Here is an 18,426-nt window from a genome sequence, read left to right on the forward strand (position 1 = left end):
CTTGCAGTCCCGCGTCCTCCCCCGTTATCCTCCCCCAAAAAATCCTGTGATGATGAGTTCTGCGCCTGACGGCTATGGCAAGGTGTGCCCATTCTGCACAATGAGGATTCACGATGTTGAAGGCATGGCACCTTCCGGTTGCACCCTTTATCAAGGTGCAACAGGACCGACTGTTTATTACCCTGTGGTTAAGCGGTGAGTCGCTGCCGCAGCGGATCACGCTGCGCGCGGAAGAGGATAACGAAGAGCTGTCGCTGCCGATGCAGCGGCTCCGTCAGGCGCCGCAGCCAGGCGTGGTGGCATGGCGCGGTGAAATCTCTCTCGCCAGCGGCCAGCCGCGCCGCCGCTACAGCTTTAAGCTGCTGTGGGCCGACCATCAGCGCTGGTTTACGCCACAAGGTTTCACCCGTTTCCCGCCGGCCAGGCTGGAACAGTTTGCCATTGACCTGCCGGACGCCGGCCCGCAGTGGGTGGCCGATCAGGTGTTCTATCAGATTTTCCCCGATCGCTTTGCCCGCAGCGCCGCGCGTGACGCCGACCAGGATGCGGTCTATTACCATCACGCGGCGGGACGGGAGATTGTGCGCAAGGCATGGGACGAACCGCTAACCGGTGAGGCGGGCGGGTCGACGTTCTACGGCGGCGATCTCGACGGCATCAGCGAAAAACTTCCCTACCTGAAGCAACTCGGCGTCACCGCCCTCTATCTGAACCCGGTTTTCGCCGCCCCCAGCGTGCATAAATACGATACCGAGGATTATCGGCGCGTCGATCCGCAGTTTGGCGGCGACGCGGCGCTGCTCCGGCTGCGCCATAATACGCAGCGGGCGGGGATGCGTATGATCCTCGACGGGGTGTTCAACCATACCGGCGATTCCCATCCCTGGTTCGACCGACACCAGCAGGGCAGCGGCGGCGCCGGCCATTACCCGGATTCTCCGTGGCGCGACTGGTTTACCTTCTCAGAGGAGGGGCAGGCGCACAACTGGCTGGGCTATGCCAGTCTGCCGAAGCTCGACTATCGCTCGACCAGCCTGGTCAACGAGATCTATGCCGGCGAGGACAGTATCGTACGCCACTGGCTGAAAGCGCCGTGGAGCATGGACGGCTGGCGTCTGGATGTGGTGCATATGCTGGGCGAAGGCGGCGGGGCGCGGAATAACCTGCAGCATATCGCCGGCATCACTCAGGCGGCAAAACAAACGCAGCCGGAAGCCTTTGTCTTTGGCGAACATTTTGGCGATGCGCGACAATGGCTGCAGGCGGATGCCGAAGATGCGGCGATGAACTATCGCGGCTTTACCTTCCCGATCTGGGGATTCCTCGCCAATACCGATATCTCTTACGATCCGCAGAAGATAGACGCCCAGACCTGCATGGCGTGGATGGATAATTATCGCGCCGGGCTGTCGCATCAGCAGCAGCTGAGGATGTTCAACCAGCTCGACAGCCATGATACGGCGCGCTTTAAATCTCTCCTTGGTAAAGACGTAGCGCGCCTGCCGCTGGCGGTGGTGTGGCTGTTTAGCTGGCCGGGCGTACCGTGCATCTACTACGGCGACGAGGTGGGCGTGGATGGCAACAACGATCCGTTCTGCCGCAAACCGTTCCCGTGGGATCCGGCGCTGCAGGATACCCAGTTGCTGGCGCTGTATCAGCGGATGGCGAAACTGCGTAAGGCCCAGCAGGCGCTGCGCTACGGCGGCTGTCAGGTGATTTACGCCGAGGATAACGTGGTGGTGTTTGTCCGGGTCTACAAACAGCAGCGCGTGCTGGTGGCGATTAACCGCGGGGAAGCTTGCGAGGTGGTTATCGAGGATTCGCCGCTGCTGAACGTGGCCGGGTGGACGCTGCTGGAAGGCGCCGGCGCCTTTCAGGACGGGGTGCTGACCCTCCCGGCCATCTCCGCCAGCGTCTGGTCCGGCCGTTAACGGTAGAGCTGGCTCAGCAGGTCGCCGCGGAGGAGCGCCTCCCGCCACCAGCGCTGAGCCAGCCCGTCATTCCCGCTGCGCCAGGCCATGTAGGTGATATCTTTTTCCCGCCAGCAGGCGACGCTTTTCTCCACCAGACTGCCTTTTTCCAGCCATGGGCGAGCGATATGGCGCGGCAGAAAGCCGCAGCCCAACCCGGCGCACAGCAGTTCGACTTTACTGGCGAAATCATCGACGCCGATTTGCGGCTGCTCGTCGAGGAGATTGCTGTTTAGCGGATGGCAATAACGGGCGCTGTCGCGGATCACGATGGCCCGATGTTGGCTGAGCTGTTTATTGGTCAGTGGCTCCTTCGCCTGAGCCAGCGGGTGGGCGGGGGCAACCACGAAAATATTATCCAGTGCGCCGAGGGTTTGCCATGACCACTCTGCAGAGGTCGGGGGCTCATTGATGGCGCCGAGGATAATATCCGCGCCATGGTGGGTCAGCTCTTCCCACGAACCGGCGAGGGTGTGATGACTGAAGTTCAGGCGCGTCTGCGGATTTTGCGCATAAAACTCGGCGATCAGCGGCAGCAGGGCAGAAAAGGGAAACGAAGCATCGAGAGCGATCGCCAGCTCTCGCTCCCAGCCCGCGCTCAGCTGCTGCGCCTGCTTTTCCAGATCTCTGGCGGCGCTCAACAGCTGCCGTCCCTTCTCCAGCATCAGCCGGCCGGTATCGGTAAACTTCGCCCGGTGGCCAGAGCGATCCAACAGCACAATATCCAGATCGCTCTCCAGCTTCTGGATCATATAGCTCAGGGCGGCGGGGGTTTTATACAGCGACTCCGCGGCGGTGGCGAAGGACCCGTGTCTGTCCAGGGCATCAAGGATCATAAGTACATCAAAATTCACACGCATGGGGGAGCTATCCATTAATTTATTTTCCCTTGTTGTACCTAAGCACAATAATCAATGCCAGTGAATAAATCAGAACAGTTTGGCGTAAAAATTTGATTAATGCGGATGCGAGCAAATCCTTGCTACGGGCAAAAAAATAAACCACAAAAAAACTTTAATAACTTGTTAGAAATAACTGGCTATACTCACCATGCTTTATCAGTCAGGATCCACACGACGCATTAACCATCATGTCATCTTTTTAACTAATTGATTAAGAAGGTATTTAATGTCTATTCGTGAACTGCTCGATCCCACTAATTCCGCACTTATCTTTATTGACCACCAGCCGCAGATGTCATTTGGCGTGGCGAATATCGATCGCCAGACCCTGAAAAATAACACCGTGGCGCTGGCGAAAGCGGGCAAAATTTTTAATGTGCCGGTGATTTATACCTCCGTAGAGACCAAAAGCTTCAGCGGTTATATCTGGCCGGAATTATTGGCCGTGCATCCTGACGTCAAGCCGATTGAACGTACCTCAATGAACTCCTGGGAAGACGACGCGTTTGTGGCGGCGGTGAAAGCGACCGGCCGTAAAAAGCTGGTGATTTCCGCCCTGTGGACCGAAGTCTGCCTGACCTTCCCGGCGTTGATGGCGCTGGAGGCGGGCTACGAGGTCTATGTGGTGACGGATACCTCCGGCGGCACCTCTGTCGACGCCCATGAGCGGTCTATTGATCGGATGGTGCAGGCGGGGGCGGTGCCGGTGACCTGGCAACAGGTGCTGCTGGAGTACCAGCGCGACTGGTCGCGCAAAGCGACCTACGATGCGGTGATGGACCTCGTACGCGAACACAGCGGCGCCTACGGGATGGGCGTGGATTACGCTTATACCATGGTGCATGGCGCGCCGGAGCGTAAAGCGTAAATCACTTCATCCTTCAGGCTGCCTGATCTTCGGCTGCGTTTACCCGTCCCCGGTCGCTGACTTATCTCCGCTCAGGGGGACGTGCCGGCTTGCCGCCTCGACGTAGCATGAATGATGTTGTGTATGGTCATCTGTGGCTAATGGCGGGAACAATCCCGCCATTCCCCTGAAGCAAGGAACTCTCTATGGCGCAGCAAAAATCGGTGACCCTGGTCATCAGCCATCTGCTCGATCCGCAACACGGCCAGCGCTACGAGGAGTGGCTCGGTAAAATTATGCCCATTGCGGCCGAGTTTCCCGGCCATCTCGGCGCGAATGTGATCCGGCCCGCCGCGGGGCAGAATCTGTGGAGCGTCATAATCCGCTTCGATACCCTGGAGCACCTCTACGCCTGGACGCAGTCGGAAACCCGTCGGCAGCTGGTGGCAGAGATTGCGCCGCTGCTGACGGAAGGCGATCGGACGGAGGTGCGGACCGAGCCGGCCTTCTGGTTTACCCCGCCGACGGCGAACGTGCGCCAGCCGCGGCGCTGGAAACAGTTTCTGATCACCCTGCTGGTGATTTTTCCCAGCACCAACCTGGTGCCTGCGGTCACCGGTATGCTGTTGCCGTCGCTCAAAGGGAGCCTGCTGCTGCACCTGATCAATGATGCCTGCGTGGTTGCGCTGGTGGTCTGGTTCTGGATGCCCATCGTGACCCGCCTGTTTGCTGGCTGGTTAAAGAAAAACTGAGTCAGCCTCCTCAAGGAGTGCGTTATGTCGCAAACTGCCACACTGATTCTGACCCACGGTCAGATTCATACCCTCGATCGCGCGAATCCCCTGGCGGAAGCCGTGGCCATCGCCGACGGAAAAATTGTTGCTACCGGAAGCCACGATCGGATCATGAGCTTTGCCGCCGAGGGGACGCAAATCGTCGATCTCAAAGGGCATACGGTGATCCCGGGCCTCAACGATTCTCACCTGCACCTGATCCGCGGCGGGTTGAACTACAACCTTGAGCTCCGCTGGGAGGGCGTTCCCTCGCTGGCCGATGCCCTGCGAATGCTTAAGGATCAGGCGGATCGCACACCCTCTCCGCAGTGGGTGCGGGTGGTCGGCGGCTGGAGCGAATTTCAGTTCGCTGAGCGGCGGATGCCGACCCTGGAAGAGCTGAACGACGCGGCGCCCGATACGCCGGTGTTTGTGCTGCATCTCTACGATCGCGCGCTGCTGAACCGCGCGGCGCTGAAAGCCGTGGGGTATACCAAAGAGACGCCGGATCCGGTGGGCGGAGAGATCGTCCGCGATAGCCGCGGCAACCCGACCGGGATGCTGATCGCCAAACCGAACGCCATGATCCTTTACGCCACGCTGGCCAAAGGGCCGAAGCTGCCGCTGGATCTGCAGGTGAACTCTACCCGCCAGTTTATGCGCGAGCTGAACCGACTGGGGCTGACCAGCGCCATCGACGTCGGGGGCGGCTTCCAGAACTATCCGGAAGATTACGAAATTATCGAACAGCTGCACGCGAAAGATCAGATGACTGTGCGCATCGCCTACAACCTGTTTACCCAGCGGCCGAAGCAGGAGCTGGAGGATTTCGAACGCTGGACCGATATGCTGAAGCCGGGGCAGGGGACCGACTTCTATCGCGCCAACGGCGCCGGCGAGATGCTGGTGTTCTCGGCGGCGGATTTTGAAGATTTCCTGCAGCCGCGGCCGGATCTGCCGCAAGGCATGGAGGATGAGCTGGAGCGGGTGGTGCGCCATCTGGTGGAGCATCGCTGGCCGTTCCGCCTGCATGCCACCTACGACGAGTCTATCAGCCGAATGCTGGACGTGTTTGAGAAGGTGAACCGCGATATCCCGTTTAATGGCCTGCACTGGTTCTTCGATCATGCCGAGACCATTACCGAGCGTAACATTGAGCGGGTGAAGGCGCTGGGGGGCGGTATTGCGGTGCAGCATCGGATGGCCTTCCAGGGCGAATATTTTGTCGATCGCTACGGTAAAGAGGCGGTGAAACATACCCCGCCGGTAGCGAAAATGCTGGAACTGGACGTGCCGGTGGGGCTGGGTACCGATGCCACCCGCGTCGCCAGCTATAACCCGTGGACTGCGCTGTACTGGCTGGTCTCCGGGCGCACCGTTGGCGGGATGGCGATGTATGACGACGACAACCGCCTGCCGCGCGATGTCGCGCTGGAGCTGTGGACGGCGGGCAGCGCCTGGTTCTCCAGCGAGCAGGGCAAGAAAGGCCGTCTGGCCGCCGGTCAGCTTGCCGATCTGGTGGTGCTGTCGAAAGACTACTTCGGCGTCGCGGAGGAGGAGATCAAAGGCATTGAGTCCGTGTTAACGGTGGTTGATGGCAAAGTGGTGTACGCTGCCGGTCACTTTTCGCCGCTGGCGCCGCCGCCCATTCCGGTGCTACCGGAGTGGTCACCGGTGGTGAAGGTCCCGGGCCATTACCGTTCCGCTCCGCCGGCGGCGGCTAAAATCGGCGCCATGGTGCAGATGCACCAGTGCTGCGGCAGCTGCGGCGTTCACGGCCACCAACATGATATTGCGCGCAGGTCGTCGATTCCGGTCTCCGATGAGCAAGCTTTCTGGGGCGTGCTGGGCTGCTCCTGCTTTGCCTTCTGATACCTTGACGCCTCCGCCCCGGCAGCTTCGGGGCGGAGGTTTCAGCCGCAGGCCCGGCGTCAATAGCGCTGCTGTGAGCCAAAAAGCGCCATGCGGCGGGCAATCATCTCACGTACCGGCTGCAGTCCCTGGGTGATGACTTTCCGCGGATCGTTCACATCGTGCCCGGTATCGGCGGCAAAGATCGCTTTCACCTGCTGGCACCAGGCGTACATGTTTTCGGTATTGACGTTAATCTTGGCGGTGCCGCAGGCAATCGCCCGGCGCATATCCTCATCGGCAATACCGGTGCCGCCATGCAGCACCAGCGGGACCTTCACGCGCTCGGCAATGGCTTTCATCTCAGTAAATCCCAGCCGGGCTTTACCTTTATACAGACCATGGGTGGAACCCAGCGCGGCAGCGAGGCAATCCACCTGCGTTTCTGTCACCAGGGTGTAGCACTCTTCAGGATCGGCGTAAATGACCTCGGAGTTAACGATACCATCTTCACTGCCGGCGATGGTCCCCAGTTCGGCTTCCACGGAGATGCCCTTGCTGTGCGCCAGCGCCACCAGGTGGCGGGTGATGGTCAGGTTTTCGCTGAACGGCAGATGTGAACCATCAAACATAATGGAACTGAAGCCGGCAGCGATCGCGGCTTCGCAGGCCTCCTGGGTAGTGCCGTGATCCAGATGCAGAGCCACCGGAATATCAATATGTAAATAATCTATGGCATTAACCACAATATCATGAATACATTTTAACCCGAGCATATGCTTAACCGTGCCGCCGGACACGCCCAGAATAACCGGTGAGCGGCACTGCTGGGCAGTGCTTAATACAGCGCCGACCCATTCCAGATTATTAATGTTGAACTGACCGACGGCGTAACCGTTCTTTAGGGCATGCTGAAGCATGTCCTTCATCGACACTAACATAGTCACCTCTTGATATGTATTAAACGCAGTTATTCTTCAAAATATTGCTTTAAGTTTCTCTCGTAGCTATTTAACGAGTGATGGACGACCGCCAGATCCGGCATCGATTCCCGTACCCCTTTTTTCTCAATAGAAATAGCGGCAGTCAGGCTGGCAAATAAAATAATATTATCAATATGCCACGAATAATGGACGCCATAGGTAAAGGCGCCGTGAAAAACATCCCCGGCGCCGGTGGTATCAACGGCATTGCACAGCCAGGACGGGACGATCTGCAACATACCGCTCTTTAAGAAGGCGCAGCCTTTTTCGCCAAGGGTAATAAACGCCTCACCGCGGCAAATTTTATTCAGCTCAATCAGGGCCGCTTTAATGTCTGCTTCGGTGTTCAGTGAACGATAGCTCATATAATCGCGGGCAAAATGTTCGCTTACGACAAAATAGTCCGTCCAGGCCGCCAGTTTAATATTGCTGGCACGCAGTGACCCGCCGTCCATCACGACTTTGGCGTGAGGCAGTTTCTTGATTAAATATTCACTGATTTCTGCCTCATGGCCGTCAATTAAAATGGTGACCGGCTCCTCGCTGGCAATCAGCCGCTCGGCGAGGTCGTCCAGTTTGAGCTTTTGATCGTAGGTCAGGGAAGGTGGCGTTTGCATCTTGCGGGTAATAATCGTCCGCGAACCCGTTAAGCGATTGACCAGCACCGAGGCCAGCGGAGTGATCATGTCATCGGAAAAAACCACCTGGCTGGTATCCACGCCCGCTTCGGCAAACTCATCGATAATGCGCTGACCGTAAAGGTCCTGATGCAGATGACCAATGTAATAGACTTCCTCACCCCATAATCCCAGCAGCCATGCCGCATTGGCCGCTGGGCCGCCGCCGCTTTCTATAAAATCATGACAAAAGTTTTTGGTATTCTCCTGAGGCCATTCATTGAGAAAGAAAAACTGATCGAAACAAGCAAATCCAATGGACAAAATAGCCATAACCACTCCTGATTATTGGTCAGCGGCGGGAAGCGTGACCTCCCCGCCGGGAAAAATGACGTCGCTTATTCATTTTTCTGCTTCGCCGTGAGCTCCTCATAGCTGAGCGTATCGCCAACCACCCGTACGTGACGGAAACAGAAAGGCGCCAGCAGCGCGACGAGCAGCACCAGACAAATCAGGTAGATAGTGACCTGGCCAAACTGGCTGAAGGCGTTACCGATAATGATGCCCCATACCGCGAAGTCGAAATCGGCGAAGGTGCTGTTTTCAAACCCGAGGTTGCCGAGCGCCGGCAGCAGCATCGCCGGCAGGAAGGCGAGGAAGATCCCCCCGATAAAGGAGGCGATGATACATCCGCGCTTGCCGCCCAGCTTGTCGGCGAAGACGCCGGACGTGCCGCCGCAGAAGAAGTGCGGCACCATGCCGGGAATAATCAGCGCCATGCCCAGCCCGCCGAGCAAGAGCATCCCGACCAGCCCGCCCACGAAGGAGCTGATGAATCCCACCACCACGGCGGTGGGGCTAAAGGTGAAGAATACCGCGCAGTCAACGGCCGGGATGGAGTCCGGGATCAGCTTCTGGCTGATGCCCTGGAATGCCGGCACCAGATCGCCGAGGATCAGCCGCACACCGTTGTACACAATGGCCACGCCAACGGCGAACTGCAGGCCGGTCAGCACCGAGAAGATCAGCATGTTTTGGTCGGTGATGGTGCTCAGGTATGCCGACCCGGCGACAGCGCTGCAGACAAAGTAGATAACAAACATCACGATACCGGTGGTGACGGTGGTATCGCGCAGAAAGCCCCACTTTTCTGAAATTTCGGTATCCGCGAAGGAATTTGCCGGATTGCCGGTCCGGCTGGCGATCCATGCCGAGAGGTAGTAGCCGAGGGAGCCGAAATGACCCATGGCGATCCCACCGTCTTCCGTGACCTGCCTGGTGTAACGCTGACCAATCGCGGGGGAGATGGCCGACCATGACCCCAGCAGGAATCCGCCGATCAGGATCAACATCCAGCCATGGAACTCCGCCGCCTGCAGGACAGCGGAAAACAGGCAGGCGAGGAAGAACGAGTGATGGCCGGTCAGAAAGATATATTTATACTTGGTACAGCGGGCGATAATCAGGTTGAAAATAAAGCCTAACAGCAAAATACTCATGGTTTCCACGCCCAGCATCTTCTGGGCGACGGAGACAATGGCTTCATTGTTTGGAATAACGCCGCGGATATTAAACCCGGCCTCGATAATACCGCCCAGCGGGTTGAGATTGGCAACGATAACGCCTGCGCCAGCGCTCAACATTAAATAGCCTAGAATCGGTTTTAATGTGCCGGTAAGGAGTTTGTTACCGGGGGAGCGCAGCGCCACTAAACCGACAAAAGCAATCAGCCCCATTAAAAAAGCAGGTTGACTGAATATTTCCGCTAAGAAACTAAGAATAGCCTGCATGGTCGTTCCCTCTATGTTAATTAAGAGTGATTCGCCGCAATTTTGGTCAGCGCGTCGGTAATATCCTCGGCGATTTTCGCTTTATGGACATAGCTGCGAATGATGGCGACATGACAGTGGGCTGGAAATTGATTTGCCAGTTCTTTGATCGTGACGTAAAGGTCGGCTTTTTCGCCGACGGCGTTAGCAAAATCGACCGAGGCGACGTCCGCTTTGATACCTAATTCTTCACAGATCTTTTTGACATTATTCGCAGCCATCAATGAACTGCCAATACCGTTACCACAAACTGTTCTGATAACTAACATAATGACTACTCCATTTGTTTTTGGATGAAATGTAAGACTGAATTCACGTCATTTTCCTGCTGAAGGAAGGTCACAATATCTGACTCGATCAGCGAGGCTATCAGTTGGATCATTTTGATATGACTGTCAGCGTCCGCGCCGGCGATAGCGATGATCACGGTAACCGGATCGAACTCATCGTGGCCGAAGGAGATTGGCGTGGCGGTGGTGACAAGCGAAAATCCGGTTTGCAATGCCCCTTTTTCCGGCCGGGCGTGCGGCATGGCAATCCCGTCGTCTATGACGATAGCGGCGCCGAAATCTTCATATACCGTCAGCATCTCGTTGACATATTCGGCGCTGCAAATCTGACGCCTGGCGAGTAATGAACCCGCCAGTTCGATGGCCTCTTCCGCACGGGAAATATTCTGCTTAAGGGCGATTAACGACGGGTCAAAAATAATTTCCATCCTCAGCTCCTGAACGTATTCCTGTTCCTGAGTAAAATCATGACTAAATACATTGATGAAAATGATGGATGAGATCACATCCGGGGTTTTAAATATTGATGGGGATCACATCGACGGCAAAGTACCGGCAGAAAACGATATAAATAATTTATGTATTTTTCAGTGGGTTATGAAGGCTTTGTATTTTGACGCTGAAATTTGACAGAGAAAAAGTGAGAGGTAGGGCGAATTTTTTCGGCAGAAGTGTATCTCTGGTCACAAATATCGGCGGGTCATTTTCTTAAATTTTGACACTGCTAACAAAAAAGGCCCGCCTGAGCGAGCCTTTTATTAAAACGCCTGCCGATTACAGGCTGGAGACGTTTTCGGTCAGGTATTTTGCTACGCCTTCCGGAGAAGCAGCCATACCTTCTTTTCCTTTTTCCCACTGCGCCGGGCAGACTTCGCCGTGCTCTTCGTGGAACTGCAGGGCGTCTACCATACGCAGCATTTCGTCGATGTTACGGCCCAGCGGCAGGTCGTTAACCACCTGGTGGCGTACCACGCCGTTAGCGTCGATCAGGAAAGAGCCGCGCAGCGCTACGCCTTCGTCCGGATGCTCGATACCGTAAGCTTTCTGGATTTCACGTTTGATGTCAGCAACCATCGCGTATTTAACCGGGCCGATACCGCCCTGGTCTACTGGGGTGTTACGCCATGCGTTGTGAACGAACTCGGAGTCGAAGGAAACGCCAACCACTTCCACGCCGCGTTTCTGGAATTCTTCGTAACGTTTGTCGAACGCGATCAGCTCAGACGGGCACACGAAGGTGAAGTCCATCGGCCAGAAGAACAGAACGGTAGGTTTACCGTTGGTGTGCTGTTTGAAATTGAATTTCTCAACGATCTCACCATTACCCAGCACAGCGGCTGCAGTAAAATCCGGCGCTTGACGAGTGACCAGAACCATTTGATTCTCCTGTAATTACTAAGGTTATTTGGAACGCAACGCGGGCAAGTATAGAGCCTGGCCGTTAATAACACAAAGAGGCGCTGACAATCGTTCAGCCAGCTTTTACCTATCAATCACGTGGCTATTACAGCTGTTTGTTTTCTGCCAGGCGCATCATTTGCGGATAAAAGCGCCAGAACTGCCCCTCCAGCTGGTCGTAGTGGGTATCCAGATCCTGCCAGGAATCGCGTAGGGCGTCGAGACGCGGACGGCGGCTGGCCATGCCGTTAAGCACGCGCTGAATAAAATCCATCTCCTGATAGCGCTCCAGCCAGCGCTCCGACCACAGGTACTGATTCAGATTGACGAAGCGTGGCGGCGAGTCGGGCAGGATGGGGACGATCTGCTGCTCGGCGTAGCGCACGAACTCGTCCAGCGGCAGGTCAGGGGAGAGCTGCGCCCAGTGCTGCGACAGGAAATGATCCCACATGACATCGAGGGTGATGGGGGCGACGCGACGGGTCTGCGGGCGAAACCACTCCCGCGCCTCTTTGACTTCCGCCAGGTTGTCAGTCATCACGTCAATCCGGCGATGCATATAGATGCCGTCGATGATCTCCGCCGGATAGTCGCCCTGCGGGTTGCCGCGCACAAAATCGGCCATCAGGTTGCCGGGCAGCGAGCTGTCGGCGAGATGGGCGAGGTGCAGGTGGGCGAGAAAATTCATAAAACGACATCCTTTAAATACGAGCGGGCAGGTGGAATCACCGATGTTGCGCTGAACGGCGCCTCGGTGTCCGCATGGCATGCTGCCTGGCTGCGCGCGGCACCTTTGCCACCGGTAAGGCATTCGGTTGCCGCATGGCGGCATTCGGAATGATTTGGAATATAGATTATGTCATTCATCCGGAGGGGTAAAGGTTGCAGGCGGAACGCCCCGGCACTAGACTACCCGCCTCTTTATTCAGTCTGAGTTACCGTCATGCGCGTTACCGATTTTGCTTTTGAACTACCCGAATCTCTGATCGCCCACTATCCGATGCCTGAGCGCAGCAGCTGCCGCCTGCTCTCCCTGGACGGGCCGACGGGCGCGCTGACGCATGGCACCTTCACCGACATCCTCGATAAGCTCAATCCCGGCGATCTGCTGGTGTTTAACAACACCCGGGTGATCCCGGCGCGTCTGTTCGGCCGTAAGGCCAGCGGCGGCAAGATTGAAGTGCTGGTGGAGCGGATGCTGGATGATAAGCGCATACTGGCCCATATTCGCGCCTCAAAAGCGCCGAAGCCGGGCGCCGAGCTGCTGCTGGGCGATGACGAGAGCATTAAGGCCACGATGCTGGCGCGTCATGGCGCGCTGTTTGAAGTGGAATTTAACGACGAGCGTCCGGTGCTGGAGATCCTCAACGGGATCGGCCATATGCCGCTGCCGCCCTACATTGACCGCCCGGACGAAGACGCTGATCGCGAACTCTATCAAACCGTCTACGGCACCAGGCCGGGCGCGGTAGCCGCCCCGACCGCCGGTCTGCACTTCGACGAACCGCTGCTGGACAAACTGCGCGCTAAAGGCGTTGAGATGGCGTTTGTCACCCTGCACGTGGGGGCGGGGACTTTCCAGCCGGTGCGCGTCGACAGCATTGAAGAGCACACCATGCACTCTGAATATGCGGAAGTGCCACAGGAGGTGGTCGATGCGGTGCTGGCGGCGAAAGCGCGCGGCAACCGCGTGATTGCGGTAGGCACCACCTCGGTACGCTCGCTGGAGAGCGCGGCGCAGGCGGCGAAAGACGCCCTGATCGCGCCGTTCTTCGACGATACGCAGATTTTCATCTACCCGGGTTATCAGTACCAGGTGATCGATGCGCTGGTAACCAACTTCCATCTCCCTGAATCCACACTGATTATGCTGGTGTCGGCGTTTGCGGGTTATCAGCACACCATGAACGCCTATAAGGTGGCGGTGGAGCAGAAATATCGCTTTTTTAGCTACGGGGATGCGATGTTTATCACGTACAATCCGCAGGCTATTTCTGAGCGTCCCTGACAAGGCCGGCCCGCCGGCGTTTTGGACGCCATGACGCATTTTTTAGCCACGGAATCATTCCGTGGCGAGTATGAAAACGTCGGACTGTTTTTCTGACGCAGGAGCAAGCATGAAATTTGAACTGGATACCACCGACGGTCGCGCCCGCCGCGGTCGCCTGGTGTTTGAGCGCGGCGTGGTGGAAACACCGGCCTTTATGCCCGTTGGCACCTACGGCACCGTCAAAGGGATGACGCCGGAAGAAGTGGAAGCCACCGGCGCGCAGATTATTCTCGGCAACACCTTCCACCTGTGGCTGCGCCCGGGTCAGGAGATCATGAAGCTGCATGGCGATCTGCACGATTTTATGCAGTGGAAAGGACCGATCCTTACCGACTCCGGCGGCTTCCAGGTGTTCAGCCTTGGCGATATCCGTAAGATCACCGAGCAGGGCGTCCATTTCCGCAACCCGATCAACGGCGATCCTATTTTCCTCGATCCGGAAAAATCGATGGAGATTCAATACGATCTCGGTTCCGACATCGTGATGATCTTCGACGAATGTACGCCGTACCCGGCAGACTGGGATTACGCCAAGCGCTCGATGGAAATGTCTCTGCGCTGGGCCAAGCGCAGCCGCGACCGTTTCGATAGCCTTGGCAATAAAAATGCGCTGTTCGGCATCATTCAGGGCAGCGTTTACGAAGATTTACGTGATATCTCGGTGAAAGGTCTGGTAGAGATTGGCTTTGATGGCTACGCTGTCGGCGGTTTGGCGGTCGGTGAGCCGAAGGAAGACATGCACCGTATTCTGGAGCACGTCTGCCCGCAGATCCCGGCCGATAAACCACGATACCTGATGGGCGTCGGGAAGCCGGAAGATCTGGTGGAAGGGGTACGTCGCGGTATCGATATGTTCGACTGCGTCATGCCGACGCGCAACGCGCGTAACGGCCACCTGTTCGTCACCGACGGCGTGGTGAAAATCCGCAACGCGAAGCACAAAAGCGATACCGCACCGCTGGACGCCGAGTGTGATTGCTATACATGTCGCAATTATTCACGCGCTTACTTGCATCACCTCGACCGTTGCAACGAAATATTGGGCGCGCGTCTCAATACCATTCATAACCTGCGCTACTATCAGCGTTTAATGGCTGGTTTACGCAAGGCTATCGAAGAGGGTAAATTAGAGAGCTTCGTGACCGATTTTTACCAACGTCAGGGGCGCACCGTGCCTCCTTTGAACGTTGATTAATTTTAATAATGAGGGAATTTCAATGAGCTTTTTTATTTCTGATGCGGTAGCGGCAACGGGTGCACCGGCGCAGGGCAGCCCGATGTCTCTGATTCTGATGCTGGTGGTGTTCGGTCTGATTTTTTACTTCATGATCCTGCGTCCACAGCAGAAGCGCACCAAGGAACACAAGAACCTGATGAACTCCATCGCCAAAGGTGATGAAGTGCTGACCAACGGCGGTCTGGTCGGTCGCGTGACCAAAGTAGCGGAAACTGGCTACATTGCTATCGCGCTGAACGATACCACTGAAGTGGTTATCAAACGTGACTTCGTTGCTGCCGTTCTGCCGAAAGGCACCATGAAGGCGCTGTAATCTAACTTTTCCCAAAGGGAACTGCCGTGTTAAACCGTTATCCTTTGTGGAAGTACGTCATGCTGGTCGTCGTCATTGTCGTCGGCCTGATCTATGCGCTTCCCAACCTGTATGGTGAGGATCCGGCTGTTCAAATCACTGGCGCGCGCGGCGTCGCCGCCAGTGAGCAAACGCTGATCCAGGTCCAGAAAACTTTACAAGAAGAAAAAATAACCGCGAAGTCTGTGGCACTGGAAGAGGGCGCTATTCTTGCGCGCTTCGACACCACTGATACCCAGCTGCGTGCGCGTGAAGCGCTGCTTACCGTGCTGGGTGACAAATACGTCGTGGCGCTAAACCTTGCTCCGGCAACCCCACGCTGGCTGGCGGCACTCTATGCCGAGCCAATGAAGCTGGGTCTTGATCTGCGCGGCGGCGTGCACTTCCTGATGGAAGTCGACATGGACACCGCGTTAGGCAAACTGCAGGAACAGAACATCGACAGCCTGCGCAGCGAACTGCGTGACAAAGGCATTCCTTACGCGACCGTGCGCAAGGAAGACAACTATGGTCTGAGCATCGTCTTCCGCGACAGCGCGGCGCGCGACCAGGCTATCTCTTATCTCAGCCCTCGCCATCGCGATCTGGTTATTTCCTCTCAGGGTGACAACAGCCTGAAAGCGGTGATGACCGATGAGCGCCTGAAAGAAGCCCGTGAGTACGCGGTTCAGCAGAACATTAACATTCTGCGTAACCGTGTGAACCAGCTGGGCGTCGCCGAACCGCTGGTTCAGCGTCAGGGTGCTGACCGCATCGTGGTTGAGCTGCCGGGTATCCAGGATACCGCGCGGGCGAAAGAGATCCTTGGCGCAACCGCGACCCTCGAGTTCCGTCTGGTCAATACCAACGTGGACCAGTCCGCCGCTGCCTCTGGCCGCGTGCCGGGCGACTCGGAAGTGAAAGAGACGCGTGAAGGCCAGCCGGTGGTGCTGTACAAGCGAGTGATCCTGACCGGTGACCATATCACCGACTCGACCTCCAGCATGGATGAGTACAACCAGCCGCAGGTCAACATCTCGCTGGACAGCGCGGGCGGTAATATCATGTCTAACTTCACCAAGGACAATATCGGTAAGCCGATGGCGACCCTGTTCGTGGAGTATAAAGACAGCGGTAAGAAAGACGCTAACGGTCGCGCTATCCTGGCGAAAGAGGAAGAGGTGATTAACATCGCCAACATCCAGTCGCGTCTGGGTAACAGCTTCCGTATCACCGGTATCAGCAACCCGAACGAAGCACGCCAGCTGTCGCTGCTGCTGCGTGCCGGTGCGCTGATTGCCCCGATTCAGATCGTCGAAGAGCGGACTATCGGCCCAACCCTTGGTATGCAGAACATCAAGCAGGGTCTGGAAGCCTGTCTGGCCGGCCTGGTGGTCTCTATCCTGTTCATGATCCTCTTCTATAAGAAGTTCGGTCTGATTGCGACCTCGGCGCTGATTGCCAACCTGGTGCTGATTGTCGGCATTATGTCCCTGATCCCGGGGGCGACGCTGACCATGCCGGGCATCGCGGGTATCGTGTTAACCCTTGCGGTGGCGGTCGATGCTAACGTTCTGATCAACGAGCGTATCAAAGAAGAGCTGAGCAACGGGCGTACCGTTCAGCAGGCGATTGACGAAGGTTATCGCGGCGCGTTCAGCTCGATCTTCGACGCCAACGTGACGACGCTTATCAAAGTGATCATCCTGTACGCGGTCGGTACCGGTGCCATTAAAGGGTTTGCGATTACCACCGGTATCGGTATCGCGACCTCAATGTTTACCGCTATCGTCGGCACCCGTGCCATCGTGAACCTGCTGTACGGCGGCAAGCGCGTTAAAAAGCTGTCTATCTGAGGAGTGCGTTGTGGCACAGGAATATACTGTTGAACAATTGAACCACGGCCGTAAAGTCTGGGACTTTATGCGCTGGGACTACTGGGCCTTCGGCATTTCAGGTTTTCTGCTGATTGTGTCGATCGCCATCATCGGCGTCCGCGGCTTTAACTGGGGGCTCGATTTCACCGGCGGTACGGTGATCGAGATTACCCTTGAGAAGCCGGTCGATCTGGACCAGATGCGCGACTCCCTGCAGAAAGCGGGCTTTGAAGAGCCGCAGGTGCAGAACTTTGGCAGCAGCCGCGACATCATGGTACGTATGCCGCCGGTGCATGACGCCAACGTCAGCCAGGAACTGGGCAGCAAGGTCGTGACGGTGATTAACGAATCGACCAGCCAGAATGCGGCGGTGAAGCGAATTGAGTTTGTCGGCCCGAGCGTCGGCGCGGACCTCGCGCAAACTGGCGCCCTGGCGCTGATTGCCGCGCTGGTCTGTATCCTGATCTACGTCGGCTTCCGCTTCGAATGGCGTCTGGCTGCCGGGGTGGTTATCGCCCTGGCGCACGATGTGGTGATCACCATGGGCGTACTGTCGCTGTTCCATATCGAGATCGACCTGACCATTGTGGCCTCGTTGATGTCGGTTATCGGCTACTCGCTGAACGACAGTATTGTGGTATCGGACCGTATCCGTGAAAACTTCCGTAAGATCCGCCGCGGTACGCCGTACGAGATCTTCAACGTGTCGTTGACCCAGACGCTGCACCGTACCTTGATCACCTCCGGGACCACCCTGATGGTGATCCTGATGCTGTTCCTGTTCGGCGGCCCGATTCTGGAAGGCTTCTCGCTGACCATGCTGATCGGTGTCTCCATCGGTACGGCTTCCTCTATCTACGTCGCCTCTGCGCTGGCGTTGAAACTGGGTATGAAGCGCGAGCATCTGCTGCAGCAGAAGGTCGAAAAAGAAGGGGCGGACCAGCCGTCTATTCTGCCGTAATCCGGTTCAGTTGAGATAAAGCCATCCCGGCCCAGGCGGCCGGGATTTTTTTTGTCCGCGATAAAACCTGCTGACAGTATGCTGTCAGGAGCCCTCCCATACACTCCTTCTGAACTCACTAACGAGCAGGAGGAAGTATGAATAACGTGATTAACTGGTTTGAAATTCCGGTCGTCGATATGGATCGCGCCGTCGCGTTTTATGAGCCGGTGATGCAGGTGACGCTGCGTCGCGAAACCATGGACTGCGCCGAGCTGGCGGTGTTCCCGCATCAGGATCCGGCCCCTGGCGGCGCGTTGGCCAAATTTGAGGGTATCGCCCCTTCAGCGCAGGGCGCTATTATTTACCTGCATACAGACCATCTTGCCGCCACCCTGGACCGCATTGCCTCGGCGGGTGGGGCGTGTGTTTTCGGGCCGCTGACGCTGCCGAATGATATTGGCACCATCGCGCTGTTTACTGACAGCGAGGGCAACCGCGTCGGCCTGCACCAGCCGGCTTAACCTAAAC

The 18,426-nt window shown here is 56.9% G+C and carries 20 protein-coding genes; 12 read left to right on the forward strand and 8 right to left on the reverse strand.

The features are described from left to right. Positions 1-113: 113 nt before the first annotated feature. Positions 114-1,931 (forward strand): maltodextrin glucosidase, encoded by a 1,818-nt coding sequence (malZ, locus tag HMPREF3096_RS00300; RefSeq protein ID WP_008805359.1) that lies wholly within the window; start codon positions 114-116, stop codon positions 1,929-1,931. Here malZ and HMPREF3096_RS00305 read toward each other — a convergent pair. Beyond that, the gene (locus HMPREF3096_RS00305) at positions 1,928-2,830 is read right to left on the reverse strand and encodes a LysR substrate-binding domain-containing protein (RefSeq protein ID WP_012968843.1); all 903 of its coding nucleotides are present in this window, start codon (positions 2,828-2,830) and stop codon (positions 1,928-1,930) included. The two genes, malZ and HMPREF3096_RS00305, sit on opposite strands and share 4 nt — an antisense overlap. A 268-nt stretch (positions 2,831-3,098) precedes the next feature. On the opposite strand from HMPREF3096_RS00305, the gene HMPREF3096_RS00310 reads away from it, so the two are divergent. The 3 genes from HMPREF3096_RS00310 (at position 3,099) to HMPREF3096_RS00320 (ending at position 6,364) form a co-directional block, all read left to right on the forward strand. Then, complete coding sequence (locus HMPREF3096_RS00310) at positions 3,099-3,740, forward strand: hydrolase (protein ID WP_002890357.1); 642 nt, start codon at positions 3,099-3,101, stop codon at positions 3,738-3,740. A gap of 185 nt (positions 3,741-3,925) precedes the next feature. Further along, on the forward strand, positions 3,926-4,471 hold the full coding sequence (locus tag HMPREF3096_RS00315) for an antibiotic biosynthesis monooxygenase (protein WP_008805362.1): 546 nt from the start codon (positions 3,926-3,928) through the stop codon (positions 4,469-4,471). A 24-nt stretch (positions 4,472-4,495) separates the two neighbouring features. After that, positions 4,496-6,364, forward strand: a complete 1,869-nt coding sequence (locus HMPREF3096_RS00320; RefSeq protein WP_070544216.1) for an amidohydrolase — start codon at positions 4,496-4,498, stop codon at positions 6,362-6,364. A 59-nt stretch (positions 6,365-6,423) separates the two neighbouring features. On the opposite strand, the gene fba is transcribed toward HMPREF3096_RS00320, so the two are convergent. The 5 genes from fba to HMPREF3096_RS00345 all read right to left on the reverse strand — a co-directional run bounded on the left by fba (position 6,424) and on the right by HMPREF3096_RS00345 (position 10,490). Continuing rightward, on the reverse strand, positions 6,424-7,278 hold the full coding sequence (gene fba / locus HMPREF3096_RS00325) for a class II fructose-1,6-bisphosphate aldolase (RefSeq protein WP_162822760.1): 855 nt from the start codon (positions 7,276-7,278) through the stop codon (positions 6,424-6,426). 35 nt (positions 7,279-7,313) lie between these two features. After that, complete coding sequence (locus HMPREF3096_RS00330) at positions 7,314-8,276, reverse strand: carbohydrate kinase family protein (RefSeq protein ID WP_032729427.1); 963 nt, start codon at positions 8,274-8,276, stop codon at positions 7,314-7,316. A gap of 65 nt (positions 8,277-8,341) precedes the next feature. Next, positions 8,342-9,733, reverse strand: a complete 1,392-nt coding sequence (locus HMPREF3096_RS00335; RefSeq protein WP_032729429.1) for a PTS ascorbate transporter subunit IIC — start codon at positions 9,731-9,733, stop codon at positions 8,342-8,344. Between the two features lie 20 nt (positions 9,734-9,753). Beyond that, entirely contained in the window at positions 9,754-10,041 is a 288-nt protein-coding gene (locus HMPREF3096_RS00340; protein ID WP_012968839.1) for a PTS sugar transporter subunit IIB, read from the reverse strand. Between the two features lie 5 nt (positions 10,042-10,046). Beyond that, complete coding sequence (locus HMPREF3096_RS00345) at positions 10,047-10,490, reverse strand: PTS sugar transporter subunit IIA (RefSeq protein ID WP_012542703.1); 444 nt, start codon at positions 10,488-10,490, stop codon at positions 10,047-10,049. 55 nt (positions 10,491-10,545) lie between these two features. Here HMPREF3096_RS00345 and HMPREF3096_RS30700 point away from each other — a divergent pair, with 55 nt between their 5' ends. Continuing rightward, complete coding sequence (locus HMPREF3096_RS30700; protein ID WP_012542702.1) at positions 10,546-10,692, forward strand: hypothetical protein; 147 nt, start codon at positions 10,546-10,548, stop codon at positions 10,690-10,692. Positions 10,693-10,836: 144 nt separating this feature from the next. Here the strand turns inward: HMPREF3096_RS30700 and HMPREF3096_RS00350 are convergent, their stop codons facing one another. Both HMPREF3096_RS00350 and acpH read right to left on the reverse strand, forming a co-directional pair. Then, entirely contained in the window at positions 10,837-11,439 is a 603-nt protein-coding gene (locus tag HMPREF3096_RS00350) for a peroxiredoxin (protein ID WP_004178733.1), read from the reverse strand. Between the two features lie 127 nt (positions 11,440-11,566). Then, positions 11,567-12,148 carry an ACP phosphodiesterase gene (gene acpH, locus HMPREF3096_RS00355; protein ID WP_008805369.1) on the reverse strand — a complete coding sequence of 194 codons (582 nt, stop codon included), beginning with the start codon at positions 12,146-12,148 and terminating at the stop codon, positions 11,567-11,569. Positions 12,149-12,222: 74 nt separating this feature from the next. Between acpH and HMPREF3096_RS30705 the strand changes: the two genes are divergently transcribed. The 7 genes from HMPREF3096_RS30705 (at position 12,223) to HMPREF3096_RS00385 (ending at position 18,419) form a co-directional block, all read left to right on the forward strand. Beyond that, positions 12,223-12,339, forward strand: coding sequence for a hypothetical protein (locus HMPREF3096_RS30705; RefSeq protein ID WP_004218831.1), 117 nt, complete (start codon positions 12,223-12,225; stop codon positions 12,337-12,339). Positions 12,340-12,403: 64 nt separating this feature from the next. Then, complete coding sequence (gene queA, locus HMPREF3096_RS00360; RefSeq protein ID WP_002890390.1) at positions 12,404-13,468, forward strand: tRNA preQ1(34) S-adenosylmethionine ribosyltransferase-isomerase QueA; 1,065 nt, start codon at positions 12,404-12,406, stop codon at positions 13,466-13,468. Between the two features lie 109 nt (positions 13,469-13,577). Beyond that, positions 13,578-14,705 (forward strand): tRNA guanosine(34) transglycosylase Tgt, encoded by a 1,128-nt coding sequence (gene tgt, locus HMPREF3096_RS00365; protein ID WP_002890395.1) that lies wholly within the window; start codon positions 13,578-13,580, stop codon positions 14,703-14,705. Positions 14,706-14,727: 22 nt separating this feature from the next. Continuing rightward, positions 14,728-15,060, forward strand: coding sequence for a preprotein translocase subunit YajC (gene yajC, locus HMPREF3096_RS00370; protein WP_002890398.1), 333 nt, complete (start codon positions 14,728-14,730; stop codon positions 15,058-15,060). A gap of 26 nt (positions 15,061-15,086) precedes the next feature. Then, complete coding sequence (gene secD, locus HMPREF3096_RS00375; RefSeq protein WP_008805370.1) at positions 15,087-16,934, forward strand: protein translocase subunit SecD; 1,848 nt, start codon at positions 15,087-15,089, stop codon at positions 16,932-16,934. Positions 16,935-16,944: 10 nt separating this feature from the next. Next, the gene (secF, locus tag HMPREF3096_RS00380) at positions 16,945-17,916 is read left to right on the forward strand and encodes a protein translocase subunit SecF (protein ID WP_008805371.1); all 972 of its coding nucleotides are present in this window, start codon (positions 16,945-16,947) and stop codon (positions 17,914-17,916) included. Between the two features lie 137 nt (positions 17,917-18,053). Beyond that, positions 18,054-18,419 carry a VOC family protein gene (locus HMPREF3096_RS00385; RefSeq protein WP_008805372.1) on the forward strand — a complete coding sequence of 122 codons (366 nt, stop codon included), beginning with the start codon at positions 18,054-18,056 and terminating at the stop codon, positions 18,417-18,419. Positions 18,420-18,426: the final 7 nt, after the last annotated feature.

The organism is Klebsiella sp. HMSC25G12, from assembly GCF_001807705.1.
Taxonomy (GTDB): domain Bacteria; phylum Pseudomonadota; class Gammaproteobacteria; order Enterobacterales; family Enterobacteriaceae; genus Klebsiella; species Klebsiella variicola.